The organism is Mycolicibacterium vaccae NBRC 14118 = CIP 105934 (assembly GCF_001552715.1).
Taxonomy (GTDB): domain Bacteria; phylum Actinomycetota; class Actinomycetes; order Mycobacteriales; family Mycobacteriaceae; genus Mycobacterium; species Mycobacterium vaccae.
The window spans coordinates 1-14,733 of sequence record NZ_BCRS01000146.1; the positions used below are offsets into that span (position 1 = coordinate 1).

Here is a 14,733-nt window from a genome sequence, read left to right on the forward strand (position 1 = left end):
GGCAGCGCGTGCCGCAGCGGTCCCGCCCGCACGGCGCGTTCGCGGGCGTCGACGTCGGCGATGGTGAGGACCTGCGACCCGACGGTCGCCGCGACGGCGCTCATCGCACCGTCACCCGGACCGCCGGTGAGTACACCAGCTCCCCGGCGGCGGCGATCCGCACCAACGCCCACCACCGGCCCGGTTCGGTCCACGCCGGCGGCGCGACGTCGAACACGAGTTCCAGCGTGCCCCGCGGCGGGACGGAGCCGCCGGTGATGTTGGGCGTCAACCACTCCCAGGTACCCCACGGGGAGATCAGGTGGGCTTCGACGGTCAGGTCGGTGTACGCGTCGGTGCCGACGGTGACGCTGAGCTGCGCCACCGAGCCCGCCGCGACGTCCACGTCGCGCGGGTCGGCGACCAGCCGCAGCAGCCTGTCGTCGTGCCGGCCCACCGACAGCACGGCCACGTCCTCGACGGTCTGATGCCACGAGGCCGGTATCGCAGCGCCGGTGGCCGCAAGCTCCGCGCGCACCGGGTAGAGACCGGTGGCCCCGGCGGGCACGGCGACTTCGACCGTCGATTCCAGGTACTCCCCGGGCGGCAGTACGAACGGCAGCTCCTCGACCCCGACGTCCCAGCCCGACGGCGCGAGCACCCGCACCAGGCCGTGCAGCGCGGTGTCGGTGGCGTCACTGACCGCGGTGAGCCTCAGCGCGACGACCTCACCGGCGCCGGCATCCACCCGGTGCGGGTGCAGGTGCGCCACCGCGGGCAGTCCGCCCAGCGGCGCGGGCCCGCGGTTGTGCAACCAGTACCTCGCGTAGAGCGGTTGCACCGGTTCGGCGTCGGGGCACAGCGACACCTGGTCGGCGTCGGCGACCCGGGACAGGTTCAGTTGGGTTCGCAGCGTGGCTGTTTCGTATCCGTGCAGCAGTCCGTCGGCGGCGACGACCGGTTCCTCGATCAGGTTCATCCGCTGCGGTGCCTCCAGGTGCCGCAGCCCGGACTGCACCGAGACCTCCGTGGCACGGCCCAGCGTCTCGACAACCCGCACCACCACCCCGGCGCCGGGGTCGGCGGGCCTGCCGCTGCCGTGCGCGGTCGGGTTCCCCGCGGCCTTGAGCGCGCCGACGCGCACCGCGCGTTCGGGGTGGACCTCCAACAGGGCACCCGAGGGCGGCAGACCTCCGGCCCCGGGGTCGTGCCGAGCCTGCACACCGAGCAGCGGTTGATTGAATTCCGCACTGCGAGAGGGCATGTCACAGTCGCGCCAATCGCCGGCGCCGGAGACCAGCGCATAGTCGAAGGTGTGGGTCCAGTGCTGCAGCTGGAAGTTCGACCCGTCCGGGGCGGTGCGCCGCGGCGGATCGATCCAGGTTCCCGACGGCCACCCACTGCAGGAGCGCATCAGCGACGAGTGCAGGGTGCCGTCGATTTCGACCGCGAACCCGGGCACGCCGCGGTTGATCACCGACACGGTGCGGGACTCGAACGGTTCCACGACGTCCTGGTCGACCGTGATCTCGGCATCGGCCAGGTCGTCGACGAGCGCGGCCACCGCGGCCGCGGTGTCGCCGTCGGCGCCGAGGACCAGCACCGGCAACGCGGCGGGGTCGCGCAGGTCGGCGCCGGGCACCCACACCTCGCGCAACGGGCGGCCGGCAGGCACCCAGACCCGCGCGTCCCGACGGCCGTCGAGAACCTTTGCGGTGAAGGCGTTCTCGTCCGGACCACCGATGCTGATCCGCACGTCGGGCAGGTTGGAGTCGACGGACAGATCGCCGTACCGCGGCGCCCCGGCCTCGCTGCACGTCGCGGTCACCCCCGCCCGCCCGAGCGCGGCGATCAGCTCACGGACCGCGTCGTCGACTGCCGGACAGATCACCTCCGCGACCGCCACCGCGCGCACCGATCCGCCGCGGAAGCGCACCCGCAGCGTCGAGGACAGCCCGAACCAGCCGTAGGCCGGATTGTCCAGCGTGTACGGAAACTTCGCGGTATCGACCGACTCCGGCGAGCCCGGTGGGTGAAGCAGGCCGAAACCGCGGCCGATCACCGCGCTGCCGACCTCGCTGACCGGCATCGCGCCGGGCACCGGGCAGGGCCAGCGCAGCCGCAGCAGCCGGTCCTGTCCGGCGAAGCCGTCGATCGTGGTGCGGCAGTCCACCCGGTCGACACCCCGCCACAACGTCAAAGTCTGCGTGTAGCGCAGAATCCCGGGGATCTCCCCGGTGACCACGATGCGCTCGCCGAGGTCACTGCGCCAGCTGCGCACCGATGTCGCGGGCTGCTGCGCCGAGGTGACGACCGGCCCGCTGGGCAACAGGTGCCAGGGACCCTCCCCAGCCGCGGGATGCGCCGGATACTCGTCGTAGACCGCGAGTTCGTTGCCGACGCGGCCGTCGGCGATGAGTTCGCGGCCGTCGGCGACCAACGAACTGACCGCGCCGCCGCGCTCGCCGTCGACGACGAGCCGGAAGTGCTCGTTGCCGATCGCGGCGCCGTCGACCGCTACCCACGTCGACGAGGGACCATCGGGCACCAGCCGGTAGGACCGCCAGCCCAGCGACGGCACATCGCGGGCCAGCCAGGTCAGCGAGTGCCCGCCGTGCGCGCTCAGCGACGGCACCGGCTGCCCGTCGGTGTCGACGACCCGGCCCGCGAACGGCTCGGCCAGGCCTACCGTGACGATGTCGGAACGGTTATGCGACAACGTATTCCACACCACCACCGCGGATTCGGAGCCGTCTACAGCGTCTACGGCGTCTGAGAGCAGTTGCAGGGAGCGGTCGCGCGCGGCGGTGCCCAGCTGCCAGGCGTCCCGCCAGCCGGTGAGCAGGTCGAGGTAGACCTGGTCGGACTCCGAGCCGGTGATGCCGTCGTGGTGGGCACCGAAGGCCAGCTGCACCCAGGCCTTGGCCAGTGCCGCCTCGGGATAGCTCGCACCGGTCAACAGGCCGGCGAACACCGCGAACTGCTCGCCCTCCAGCACCGTGAGTTCGGCGGCGCGGTTGGCCTGCTTGGTGTCGATGTAGGACACGTCCTTGCCGGTGTAGATCGGGTTCATGTCCCGGGTCTGCGGCGACGGCACCTCGCCGGTGGCGGCCAGTTCGGCCCGCACCGCGGCGAAGAACTCGCGCGGCAACGCGCAGACGAACCTCGGCCACGTGTAACGGGCGTTCCAGTCGCGGTGGATGTCGGTCACCCATTTGTTGGGCGGGGTGTAATCGGTGCCGACGGGCAACAGCACGTTGCGGGTCAGCGCGACCTTCTTCATCCGGACGAACAGGTCGTAGGTGGCGTCCTCGGCCTCGGCCAGCGACGGCGACGAGTCCATCCACCAGCCCCCCGCGTAGTGCGCGGGCATGTAGTGGGTGAGCACCCCACGTCCGGACGGGGCGAGCCAGTCGAATTCGCTGGCGAACTGCATCCGGGCGGCGTCGCCGGCCTGCCCGTCGACGGAGGTGATCGGGCTGGCCATCGGGCCCCACTGGTGGAAGGGACCGCGCGCCCACGAACTGGACGTCAGCCCGGCGTCGGCGGCCATCGCCGGGAACTGCGGGTCGTGGCCGAACACGTCGAGCTGCCAAGCGGTGGCGGGGTCGCCACCCAGCACGTCGCGCTGGAAGCCGATGCCGTGCACGAAGTTGCGGATCGCGGTCTCCGGGCCGGTGAGGTTGGTGTTCGGCTCGTTGTAGGTGCCGCCCATGATCTCCACCCGCCCCTCGGCGAGAAGCCTGCGCAGGTCCGCCCGGTCCTCGGGGTGGGTGTCCCAGTACGGCTTGAGGTAGTCGACCTCGGCGAGCACGAACTTGTACTCCGGTTCGCGCCTGGCCGCTTCCAGGTGCGCGCTGACCAGTTCGAAGCCGTTGGTCTGCCGGCAGCGTCCGGGCGGGTCCTCGGTCCACGTGCTGGTGTAGGCGGCCTGGGTGTTCCACCACACCGGGTCGTAGTGGAAGTGGCTGACCATGAACATCGTCCAGCCGGGTTCGGCATCCACGAAGTCGAAGTCGACCGACGCAGAGCCTGCCACCGCCCGCGCCGTGCGCACCCTGCCCGGTACAGGACCACTGACCCGGACGGACACCTCGACCGTCGTCGCGTCCGGGCGGGCCTCCGCCTCGCCGACGGTCTGCAGGCCTGGACCCGTCACGTCTACCGGCGTCGGCGCCACGGCGCCGCGGTAGTTGACCCGCACCACCTGGAGCGGGGCGTCCGAGGGTCCGGTGAACAGCTCCGTCGATTCGGCGGAGGTGAGGTCCACCTCAGCACCCTAAGACGTCACCCAGCCCGAACGTGGGCGATGATGTACCGACGTCCAGGCAATTCACAGGGAACTCCTTGTCGGTGTAACGAATGTGACATAGTCGAACGATTCCCCGCACGAAACGTTCGTGAACTCGTAACTGAAGGAGACGCCGATGCCGGTATCCACCCGAGTCCTGGTCAGCAGCGCGAAAGCGCTTGGAATTGTCGGCCTCGGCGCGTTCGGCGCGGCAGCGTTCCTGGGCTTGGGCGCCGGTTCGGCTGAGGCCGACGTCCGCAAGGTCGGTCCCGGCCCCACCGTGAAGAGCCGGCAGGCCTCCGAGAACTCGGTGATCCGGATCAACGACTTCGGTGTCGCGCGTGGCATCTCCGAGGCGCGCGTCGGCGACGCCGGTGTGGTCAGCGCCCAGGGCGAGGTCCGCGACGGCACGATGGCGATCGTCGGCTCCAAGTCCCGCCCGTTCCGCGGTGGTTTCCCCTCGGGTCCGGCCATCGGCGACTGGTGATCTGACGGTCTGACCGTCAGCGTCGGGCGGCGCCGGCTATCCGGTCGGCGACCACCCGCACCGCCTCGATGACCTCGGGCGGTTCCAGCACCTCGAAGTCACACCCCGGCATCGCCAGCCACGGGACCATGCCCTCGGGGTCGTCGCCGCCCACGGTCACGACGCACGCGTCGGGACCGTCCGGCTCCACCTGCACCGACGCCGCGGGAAATGCCCGCTCCACCACGTCGTGCGGTGCGCTGTACCGCACCCGCGCCACGTGTCGGTAGGGCGACGACGAGATGGCCCTGCGCACGTAGGTCGCCGCATCCGGCGCCTCCCGCGGCCGGAAGGTGGTGCCCACCGCGCGTACCTCCGACATCCGGTCCAGCCGCAGGCTGCGCCAGTCGTCACGGTCGCGGTCGAAGCACAACAGGTACCAGCGCCGCCCCGTGGTCACCAGCTGGTAGGGCTCCAGCCGTCGCCGGCTGGCCCGGCCGTGCATGTCCACGTATCCGGCCTCGACGTGCTCGTGGTCCCGGCTGGCCCGGGCCAGCGTCATCAGCACGTCAGGCTCGACGGGCGTATCGGTCGCGGCTCCCAGCGTCACCGTCGCCTGGTGGACGGCCGCCACCTGTGACCGCAGCCGCGCGGGCATGACCTGATCCAACTTGGTCAGGGCCCGTAGCGCCGACTCCCCCACCCCGGCCACGCTGCCGCCCGCGGCCACGCGCAGGCACACCGCCATGGCGACGGCCTCGTCGGGGTCGAGCAGCAGCGGCGGCAGCGCCGCGCCCGCGCCCAGCTGGTAACCGCCTCCGTGCCCGGTGCTGGCGTGCACCGGATAACCCAGTTCGCGCAGGCGGTCCACGTCGCGGCGAACGCTGCGCGTGGTCACCCCGAGTCGTTCGGCCAGCGCCTCGCCGCTCCAGACACGGCGCGACTGCAAGAGCCCCAGTAGTTGCAGCACCCGGCCGGTCGTCTCCGCCATACCGTGAGTCTGCCCCACTCTGAGGACAGAAACTGTCCTAAATGGCTGCGAGAGTGAATCGCATGGGCAACGACATGACCACGCAGCTGGCAGATCAGCTCGACTGGCACTGGACGCAGCAGCTGCGGCCGCGCCTCGACGACCTCACCGACGACGAGTATTTCTTCGAACCGGCGCCCGGCTGCTGGACGGTGCACCGCGACGGGGGTGTCGACTACGAATATCCGCCACCCGACCCGGCGCCGTTGACCACGATCGCGTGGCGGATGGCCCACGTGATCGTCGGCGTCCTGGCCGCGCGCACCCACTCCCATTTCGGCGGGCCGCCGGCCGATTACCAGACCTGGCCGTTCGCGACGGACGCCGAGACCGCGCTCGGGCAGCTCGACGACGCCTACCGGGGCTGGATGACGGGCGTGCGCGAGCTGACCGACGCCGCCCTGGCCACGCCGTGCGGCCCCGCCGAGGGGTCGTGGGCGGCCGCCCCGATGTCGACACTGATCCTGCACATCAATCGCGAAGTGATCCACCACGGAGCCGAGATCGCTTTGCTCCGTGACCTTTTCACCCACACCACGACGAAGGAGAACTGAGATGGCCGCCATGCCCCCGCCGATCGCCGACGAACGCGCCGGACTCAAGGAGTACCTGCGCGCCCAGCAGTACGCGTTCCACGCGATCGCGTACGGACTCACCGACGAGCAGGCACGGTCGACGCCGTCGGTCAGCGCGCTGTCCATCGGCGGTCTGATCAAGCACGTGACGAACTGCCAGCGCGGGTGGATGGAGCGGGTGGCCGCCGCGCCGCAGATGTGCGAGAGCGACACCCGCCCGATGGCCGACCAGGCCGCCGCGTACGGCGACGACTTCGTGATGCGCGACGACGAGACCCTCGCCGACCTGCTCGCCGCGCTCGACCGGCAGAACGCCGAGACGATCCGGCTGGTCGAGACCGTCGATCTCGGTGCGGCGGTGCCGGTTCCGCAGCACGCGCCGTGGTTCCCCAAGGATGTCGACGCCTGGTCGGTGCGCTGGGTCGTCTTCCACATGATCGAGGAACTGGCCCGGCACGCAGGTCATGGCGACATCATCCGGGAGAGCATCGACGGCGCCACGCTCTACGAATTGCTGGCCGGCCTGGAGGGCTGGCCCGCGACGGAGTGGCTCAAGCCTTGGGCTCCGGCTCAGCGCAGTACGAGTCGCAGCGCGTAGCCGACGACGGCGTCGAGGTCGTCGCCGAGGCGCCCGGCCAGCCACTGCTGGGCCAGTTCGGCCATCGCGCCGGTGTACATCGCGGCACCGACCATCGCGGCGGTCGGATCGGAGCCGGGGTGCAGACGCCAGCCTTCCGTCAGCACCGCTTCCCGCAGCAGATCCTGGGTCGCGGCCCGGCGGGCGGTCAGCACCGGGTGGGTCCGCGCGTCGGTGAACAGCACCCGGCCCCGGCGCGGGTCGGCGGAGCTGAAATGCAGGACGGCGGTCATGCCGGCGCGGGTGCGCTCCGGCAGCGACTCGCCGGCGCGCGACATGGCGTTCCCGACCACCGCCGCCAGTTCCGCGCTCACCCGGTCGTACACCGCGCCGAGCAGATCGTCGGTGCCGCTGAAGCTCTCGTAGAAGTAGCGGGTGTTCAGCCCGGCTTCCCGCGACACCGAGCGCACCGACAGCGCAGCCTCGCCGCCGTCGCCGAACAGCCGGAACGCGGCGTCGACCAGCAGCCCCCGGCGTTCGGCGCGGCGGTCGGCCAACGACACGCCGGCCCACCGGGTCGGGGCCGCCGAGGTGGATTCGGCACCGGACACCGCTACAGCGTAGTGGTTCTGGCCACAGGCGTGACCAAGCAGTATTCTGGGCACACCCGTGACCAATGTTTGGAGACGCCGCATGTTCCTGCCGCACCAGATCGCCCAGCAGCTCGTGCAGAACGAGGTGGACAAGCGGTTCGACCAGGGCATCCGCCGGAACTTCTTCAAGGGCATGAACTTCGCAGGCCCGATCGGCGACCCCGGCTGGTTCGGCCCCGGCAGCGCGGTGTGGCACGTGCACTCCCACATGGAGACCCTGGTGTTCGGCCTGCAGTGCGCGGCGTTCATCGAGCGTCTCGACCCGTCCATCTACTGGATGGGCATCCACCACTCCCGGCTGGTCAAACCGGAGACCAAGAACGATCCGATGCCCGTCATCGATCCGAAGGGTGCGCTGATCCGGCTCGGGCACTCGGTCGCGTTCTTCATCGGCACCGCCTACGGCTCCACCGAGACGGCCGAGCGACTCGCGCTGGCGGTGCGCTCGATGCACCACACGGTCAAGGGCACCCGCCCGGACGGGGCACGCTACGACGCCGACGACCCCGAATGGCTCCGGTGGAATTACGCGACGGTGGTGTGGGGCATCGCCACCGCACACGAGCTCTACCATCCGCAGCCGCTGCGCGGGAAGAAGCTCGACCGCTACTACGGCGAGTTCGTCCGTGTCGGGCATGCCCTCGGTGGCACCGACCTGCCCGCCACCAAGCAGGAGACGCTGGACTGCCTGAAGTCCTACCTACCCAAGCTGGCGGTCACCTACGGCACCGCGGTGGCCACCGGCCCCCACCTGCCGTTGCCGCAGGCCGCGGTGAACTGGGCGATGCGCGATGCCATGCCGGGCTGGGCCAAAGGGCTGATCCAGCACCGCGATCCCAACATCGTCGAGCGCACCGCGCGCCGCGCGATGGTGTGGTCGGTCATCAACGGGCTGCACGCCGCATCCGGTCCGGTGCCCGAATTCGAACAGGCCAAGGCACGAGTCGCCGACGGCGTCGACCCCGCGCTCGCGCCGCACACGGTGCCGAGCTACCAGCCGGGCGACGATCCGGTGCGCAGCCGCACCGAACTCGAAGACGCCTTCGCCTGAGCGCGGCAAATGGGTTAGCGTGAAGGGCGCCGGGGGGCGAACGCGTTCAGACGCAATTCTCTGAGGGGGAGATCGATGAGAAAGTTCCTCGCCGCGGGCTTCGCGGCGGCCACGCTGGCTGCCGGCGCTTTCGGAACGGCCACCGCGACGGCCCAGCCCGAGCCGCTGGAGATGCCCTCGTTCGACGGCATGACGTTGCAGAGCGCCAAGGAGACGTTTGCCGGGATGACCGGACGCGAGCTCGGCACCAGGGTCATCAACACGACCGCGCACACCCCGATGAACCCGGCGACGTGGGAGGTGTGCGGGCAGAAACCGTCACCGGGCGCCAAGCTCACCCCGCAGACCTCGGCTGCGGTCGCCGTCGCCCCGCCGGGAATGTGCACCGCCTGAGCCCGGGCACCCGTGACTGTGAGCCCGTTCACAGCTTTTTCACGCGGCCGTGGCTTTTGAGACACTGCAAGATATGACTGCACCGCGGAAACCCCCTCACCGCGAGGTTGCCAGGCTGGACCGGATATCCCTTCCGGCCGAAGCAGCCCGCATCGGAGCGACCGGTTGGCAGATCACCCGCACCGGCGCCCGCGTCCTGTCCAAACTGACCCGGCGCGGCTCCCTCCAGCAGAAGATCGTCAAAGAGGTCCCGCAGGCGTTCGCCGACCTCGGCCCCACCTACGTCAAATTCGGCCAGATCATCGCCTCCAGCCCGGGCGCGTTCGGCGAACCGCTGAGCCGCGAATTCCGCAGCCTGCTGGACCGGGTGCCGCCGGCCGACAACGAGGCCGTGCACAAGCTGTTGCGCGAGGAACTCGGCGACGAGCCGCAGAACCTGTTCAAGTCGTTCGACGACCAGCCGTTCGCTTCGGCCTCGATCGCGCAGGTGCATTACGCCACCCTGCACACCGGCGAGGAGGTCGTGGTCAAGATCCAGCGCCCGGGTATCCGCCGCCGCGTGGCCGCCGACCTGCAGATCCTCAAGCGGGGCGCCCGGGTGGTCGAGTTCGCCAAGCTCGGGCAGCGACTCTCGGCGCAGGACGTGGTGGCCGACTTCGCCGACAACCTGGCCGAGGAGCTGGATTTCCGGCTGGAGGCGCAGTCGATGGACGCGTGGGTCGCGCACATGCACGCGTCACCGCTGGGCCGCAACATCCGGGTGCCTCAGGTGTACTGGGACCTGACCAGCGAGCGGGTGCTGACGATGGAGCGCGTGACGGGCGTGCGTATCGATGACGTCGCCGCGATCCGCAAGAAGGGCTTCGACGGCACCGAGTTGGTCAAGGCGCTGCTGTTCAGCTTGTTCGAAGGCGGCCTGCGACACGGCTTGTTCCACGGCGACCTGCACGCAGGCAATCTTTACGTCGACGACGACGGCAAGATCGTGTTCTTCGACTTCGGCATCATGGGCCGCATCGATCCGCGCACCCGCTGGCTGCTGCGCGAGCTGGTGTACGCGCTGCTGGTCAAGAAGGACCACGCCGCCGCCGGCAAGATCGTCGTGCTGATGGGCGCCGTCGGCACCGTCAAGCCCGAAGCCGAGGCCGCCAAGGACCTGGAGAAGTTCGCCACCCCGCTGACGCTGAAGTCGCTGGGCGATCTCAGCTACGCCGAGATCGGCAAGCAGCTCTCGGCACTCGCTGACGCCTACGACGTGAAACTGCCACGCGAACTGGTGCTGATCGGCAAGCAGTTCCTCTACGTCGAGCGCTACATGAAGCTGCTGGCGCCCAACTGGCAGATGATGAGCGACCCGTCGCTGACCGGTTACTTCGCGGACTTCATGGTCGAGGTGTCGCGCGAGCACTCCGACGACCTCGACGCCTGACCTTTAACGAACGCGTGCGGTGAGCACCTCGGTGACGTCGGTCCAGTCCATGTCCGCGACGCGGGGAAATCGGTGCTCCATGCCGTAGCGGTTCCACGGCGACACGAAGCACGACTCGACTCCGACCTCGGGCAACATGTCACCGGCCTCGTCTGACCGGACGAAGAAAGCGTTGTACCCGGCCCGGTTACAGCCCACCAGGCGGTAGCCCCGCGGCTTGAGTACATGCACGAAAGAGGACAACCCGGCGCCGCAGTAGTCGTACGCGCCGCCGTCGTTGACCGGGTACTCGCGGAAATTGAAGTCCGGGCGATACGGCACCGTCCACGCCCGTTCCGGACCCAGGATGTCCTGGTACTCCACCACGATGACGCGGGGATCGACGACTTCCAGCGCGTCCAGGATCCACCAGTCGACGCCGTCCATATCCAGTGAGAGCAGGTCGATCTCACCCACCACCCCGTGTTCGGCAAGCAGGTCGTTGACGTTGTCACGGGTGATCCACGCCGGCACGCACTGAGGAGCGTGCGCGGTGTTGTACCGCCGGTAGGCGCGTGCGGTGCGCGCGAGTCCGTGCTCGTTTCCGTCGAGCACCAGACCCTGGAAATCGTGGTTGACGATCAGGTTGGCGGTGTTGCTGGCGGTGACGCCCGCCCCACCGATGTCGACGCAGCGGCGCGAGGAGAAACCGATGAGCCCGAAAATGTAGAGGAGAGCGCCGTCCTCGCCGTCAGGGGTGAAGATGTCGAACCTCACGTCGGCGAGACCGGGCAACTCGCTTGGCGCCGATCGCATTCCGCGGTACTGCATCAGCAGCTGCAGTTGTTGCAGGCGCACCTCGGCGCCCGCGGGCGGCATGTGGTCGATCGCCCTGGCCAGCTTCGCGGCTCTGCCCAGCGTCGCCGCCTTCACATCAGCGGCCATGTCACGCAGCGCGAACGATCTTCTCCCCATGAATGCCGGCCCCTTCGCCGTCAATCCCCTGTTGCGGCACGTCGCGCAAGACGCTACACGCGCGCTTGGCTTCTCACACGGGTTTCCTGCCGGGGCACCCACCTCGCACTCGCGCAGGTCGGGCGCACCGGCATAGTGGTTAGCCGGGCACAGTCAGTCGCGCGGAGAGGTGGAGGTTTGGTGGAGGTCCGGGAAGGCAAGGCGCCGTCAGGCGATCTGCACATCCACTACGAGGACATGGGGGACCGCAACGATCCGGCCGTGCTGCTGATCATGGGTCTGGGCGCGCAGTTGATTCTGTGGCGCGCCGGGTTCTGCGAGAAGCTCGTCGACCAGGGCCTGCGGGTGATCCGGTTCGACAACCGTGACGTCGGGCTGTCCAGCAAGCTGCCCCACCATCACGCCGGCGCGCCGCTGGTGCCTCGGATGGCGCGGTCGCTGGCCGGGCTGCGCAGCCCGGCCGCGTACACGCTGGAGGATATGGCCGACGACGCCGCCGCGCTGCTCGACCACCTGGCCGTCGACAGCGCCCACGTGGTCGGCGGATCGATGGGCGGGATGATCGCCCAGATCTTCGCGGCCCGCCACCGCGCCCGCACCAAGTCGCTCGGAGTGATCTTCTCCAGCAACAACCAGGCTGCGCTGCCACCCCCGGGGCCGCGTCAGTTGGCTGCAATTCTGCAGCGCCCCAAGGGATCTGACCGTGAAGCGGTGATCGAGAACGCGGTCCGGGTGGCCCGCATCATCGGCAGCCCGGGATACCCCGCCGACGGGGAACGGCTGCGCGCCGACGCGATCGAGGGGTATGACCGCTGCTACTACCCGGCCGGGGTGGCCCGGCACTTCGCCGCGATCCTGGGAAGCGGAAGTCTGCGGCACTACGACCGGCAGATCACCGCGCCCACTGTCGTGATGCACGGCAAGGCCGACAAGTTGATGCGGCCGTCCGGCGGCCGCGCCATCGCGCGGGCGATACCGGGTGCCCGCCTGGTTCTGTTCGACGGCATGGGCCACGAGCTTCCTGAACCGCTGTGGGACGACATCGTGGGCGAACTGAAGACCACGTTCGGCGAGGCGTCTTGACTTTTCAGTCAATACACAGTTTCAGATCTGCGCGTACCATCCGCCTTGGGGGCATGATCGCCGTTACAGGAGATCCTCTTCGGGCTGTGTCCGCAGGAAAGGTCCACGGTGGCCGCAAAACGAAATCTGACGCCGCACTTCGACGACGTGCAGGCGCATTACGACCTCTCTGATGAATTCTTCGCACTCTTTCTAGACCCGTCGCGTACCTACAGCTGCGCGTACTTCGAGCGTGACGATATGACGCTGGAGGAAGCCCAACTCGCCAAAGTCGATCTGGCACTGGGAAAGTTGAATTTGCAACCAGGTATGACGCTGCTGGACATCGGCTGCGGCTGGGGCTCGGTGATGATGCGCGCGGTGGAGAAGTACGACGTCGACGTCATCGGCCTGACGCTCAGCGCGAACCAGAAAGCTCACGTCGAGCGGGTTTTCGCGGAATCTGACGACAACAGGCAGAAGCGGGTGCTGCTGACCGGTTGGGAGCAGTTCGACGAGCCGGTGGACCGGATCGTGTCGATCGGCGCGTTCGAGCACTTCGGCTTCGACCGTTACGACGACTTCTTCGCGATGTCCGACCGGGTGCTGCCCGACGACGGCGTGATGCTGCTGCACACGATCACCGCACTGACGATGCCGCAGATGGCCGAACAGGGCATGCCGTTGACGTTTGAGGTGGCCCGGTTCGTGAAGTTCATCTTGACCGAGATCTTCCCCGGCGGCCGGCTGCCGTCGATCGAGAAGGTCGAAGAGCACGCCGGCCGGGCCGGGTTCACACTGACCCGCAGGCAGTCTCTGCAACCGCACTACGCCCGCACCCTGGATTGCTGGGCCACAGCGCTGGAGTCCCGCCGGGACGAGGCCATCGCGGTGCAGTCCCAGGAGGTCTACGACCGGTACATGCACTATCTCACCGGCTGCGCCAAAGGCTTCCGCGTGGGTTACATCGACGTCAACCAGTTCACCCTTGCCAAGTAGCGGCGCGGCCTTCCGGGTTGGCCGCCGCGACGCGGCGACGGCTAGTCTGATGCCTTCAGGACGCGTGTTTGCAGAAGGGACGAGCCGCGTCTTCGGTACGGTCTTCCACAGTTCATACGTCGGAAGCGCGAAGCAGGGGAAACATGTCTGACCAATCCAGCAGCACCAAGGATATGACGCCTCATTTCGAGGACATCCAGGCTCACTACGATCTGTCGGACGATTTCTTCGGCGTGTTTCAGGATCCGACCCGCAAGTACAGCTGCGCGTACTTCACCGGGCCGGCCGCGACACTGTCGGAGGCGCAGGTCGCCAACGTCGACCAGCACCTCGACAAGCTGGATCTCAAGCCCGGTATGACGCTGCTCGAGGTCGGCTGCGGCTGGGGCCTGACGCTGCAGCGCGCGATGGAGAAGTACGACGTCAACGTCATCGGGCTGACCCTGTCGAAGAATCAGAAGACCTACTGCGACCAGCTTCTGAGCAGGATCGACACCGAGCGCACCTTCGATGTGCGCCTGGAGGGATGGGAGCAGTTCCACTCCCCCGTCGATCGGATCGTGTCGATCGAGGCATTCGAGCATTTCGGCTTCGAGCGCTACGACGACTTCTTCAAGACCTGCTTCGACATCCTGCCCGAGGACGGCCGGATGACCCTCCAGAGCAGCGTCGGCTATCACCCTTATGACCTGGCGCAGCGGGGCAAGAAGCTCACGTTCGAGCTGGCCCGCTTCATCAAGTTCATGATCACCGAGATCTTCCCCGGCGGCCGCATTCCGACGACCCAGATGATGGTGGAGCACGGCCAGAAGGCCGGGTTCCAGGTGCCGGAGACGATGTCGCTGCGCAACCACTACATCAAGACCCTCGGCATCTGGGCCGACCGCCTGGAGGCCAACAAGGACGCGGCGATCGCCGCGACCGACGAGGAGAACTACGAGCGGTACATGCGCTACCTCAGGGGATGCCAGTACTACTTCATCGACGAGACGATCGACGTCAGCCTGGTGACCTACCTGAAGCCGGCGGTCGCCGCATAGCCGATCCACCAGCTGAAACGAAGAATCCCCCGCACGCCTGAATGCGGGGGATTCCTCATATCGGCGCTAGGCCGCAGCCGGTGTCTCGCTGTCCGTGCTTTCAGTGGTTTCGGCGTCTCCGGTGTCCTGGGTGTCCTGGGTGTCGGGGTCCGTCGCCACCGCGTCCTCGTCGGTGACGACCTCGTCCTCGGTCACTATCTCGTCTTCCACCGTGGTCCCGTCCTCCACCGTGGT

The 14,733-nt window shown here is 68.6% G+C and carries 14 protein-coding genes; 9 read left to right on the plus strand and 5 right to left on the minus strand.

Annotation, left to right across the window (positions count from 1 at the left end; all coding sequences use genetic code 11):
* Positions 1 to 104: DUF7158 domain-containing protein (locus tag MVA01S_RS32455; protein ID WP_435405981.1), on the minus strand; the 104-nt coding region annotated here is incomplete at its 3' end.
* Entirely contained in the window at positions 101 to 4,249 is a 4,149-nt protein-coding gene (locus MVA01S_RS23030) for a glycoside hydrolase family 38 N-terminal domain-containing protein (RefSeq protein WP_003929628.1), read from the minus strand. The genes MVA01S_RS32455 and MVA01S_RS23030, both read right to left, overlap by 4 nt.
* Before the next feature lie 157 nt (positions 4,250 to 4,406).
* Between MVA01S_RS23030 and MVA01S_RS23035 the strand changes: the two genes are divergently transcribed.
* The gene (locus MVA01S_RS23035; protein ID WP_003929629.1) at positions 4,407 to 4,757 is read left to right on the plus strand and encodes a hypothetical protein; all 351 of its coding nucleotides are present in this window, start codon (positions 4,407 to 4,409) and stop codon (positions 4,755 to 4,757) included.
* Between the two features lie 16 nt (positions 4,758 to 4,773).
* On the opposite strand, the gene MVA01S_RS23040 is transcribed toward MVA01S_RS23035, so the two are convergent.
* Entirely contained in the window at positions 4,774 to 5,727 is a 954-nt protein-coding gene (locus MVA01S_RS23040) for a helix-turn-helix transcriptional regulator (RefSeq protein WP_003929630.1), read from the minus strand.
* Between the two features lie 62 nt (positions 5,728 to 5,789).
* On the opposite strand from MVA01S_RS23040, the gene MVA01S_RS23045 reads away from it, so the two are divergent.
* Positions 5,790 to 6,320, plus strand: a complete 531-nt coding sequence (locus tag MVA01S_RS23045; protein ID WP_003929631.1) for a DinB family protein — start codon at positions 5,790 to 5,792, stop codon at positions 6,318 to 6,320.
* Between the two features lies 1 nt (position 6,321).
* Positions 6,322 to 6,939, plus strand: coding sequence for a DinB family protein (locus tag MVA01S_RS23050; RefSeq protein WP_003929632.1), 618 nt, complete (start codon positions 6,322 to 6,324; stop codon positions 6,937 to 6,939).
* Here MVA01S_RS23050 and MVA01S_RS23055 read toward each other — a convergent pair.
* A complete protein-coding gene (locus MVA01S_RS23055; RefSeq protein ID WP_003929633.1) occupies positions 6,912 to 7,529 on the minus strand; it encodes a TetR/AcrR family transcriptional regulator in 618 nt (205 codons plus the stop codon). The two genes, MVA01S_RS23050 and MVA01S_RS23055, sit on opposite strands and share 28 nt — an antisense overlap.
* 82 nt (positions 7,530 to 7,611) lie before the next feature.
* On the opposite strand from MVA01S_RS23055, the gene MVA01S_RS23060 reads away from it, so the two are divergent.
* The 3 genes from MVA01S_RS23060 (at position 7,612) to MVA01S_RS23070 (ending at position 10,444) form a co-directional block, all read left to right on the plus strand.
* Positions 7,612 to 8,622, plus strand: a complete 1,011-nt coding sequence (locus MVA01S_RS23060) for an oxygenase MpaB family protein (RefSeq protein WP_003929634.1) — start codon at positions 7,612 to 7,614, stop codon at positions 8,620 to 8,622.
* A gap of 75 nt (positions 8,623 to 8,697) precedes the next feature.
* Positions 8,698 to 9,015 (plus strand): hypothetical protein, encoded by a 318-nt coding sequence (locus tag MVA01S_RS23065; RefSeq protein ID WP_003929635.1) that lies wholly within the window; start codon positions 8,698 to 8,700, stop codon positions 9,013 to 9,015.
* Positions 9,016 to 9,088: 73 nt separating this feature from the next.
* The gene (locus tag MVA01S_RS23070) at positions 9,089 to 10,444 is read left to right on the plus strand and encodes an ABC1 kinase family protein (RefSeq protein WP_060941707.1); all 1,356 of its coding nucleotides are present in this window, start codon (positions 9,089 to 9,091) and stop codon (positions 10,442 to 10,444) included.
* A 3-nt stretch (positions 10,445 to 10,447) separates the two neighbouring features.
* On the opposite strand, the gene MVA01S_RS23075 is transcribed toward MVA01S_RS23070, so the two are convergent.
* A complete protein-coding gene (locus MVA01S_RS23075; RefSeq protein ID WP_003929637.1) occupies positions 10,448 to 11,368 on the minus strand; it encodes a hypothetical protein in 921 nt (306 codons plus the stop codon).
* 210 nt (positions 11,369 to 11,578) lie between these two features.
* Here MVA01S_RS23075 and MVA01S_RS23080 point away from each other — a divergent pair, with 210 nt between their 5' ends.
* The 3 genes from MVA01S_RS23080 to MVA01S_RS23090 all read left to right on the plus strand — a co-directional run bounded on the left by MVA01S_RS23080 (position 11,579) and on the right by MVA01S_RS23090 (position 14,499).
* Positions 11,579 to 12,481, plus strand: a complete 903-nt coding sequence (locus MVA01S_RS23080; protein ID WP_003929638.1) for an alpha/beta fold hydrolase — start codon at positions 11,579 to 11,581, stop codon at positions 12,479 to 12,481.
* A gap of 108 nt (positions 12,482 to 12,589) precedes the next feature.
* On the plus strand, positions 12,590 to 13,459 hold the full coding sequence (locus tag MVA01S_RS23085; protein WP_060941708.1) for a cyclopropane mycolic acid synthase family methyltransferase: 870 nt from the start codon (positions 12,590 to 12,592) through the stop codon (positions 13,457 to 13,459).
* A gap of 143 nt (positions 13,460 to 13,602) precedes the next feature.
* On the plus strand, positions 13,603 to 14,499 hold the full coding sequence (locus MVA01S_RS23090) for a cyclopropane mycolic acid synthase family methyltransferase (RefSeq protein ID WP_040540719.1): 897 nt from the start codon (positions 13,603 to 13,605) through the stop codon (positions 14,497 to 14,499).
* The last annotated feature ends 234 nt before the right edge of the window (positions 14,500 to 14,733 follow it).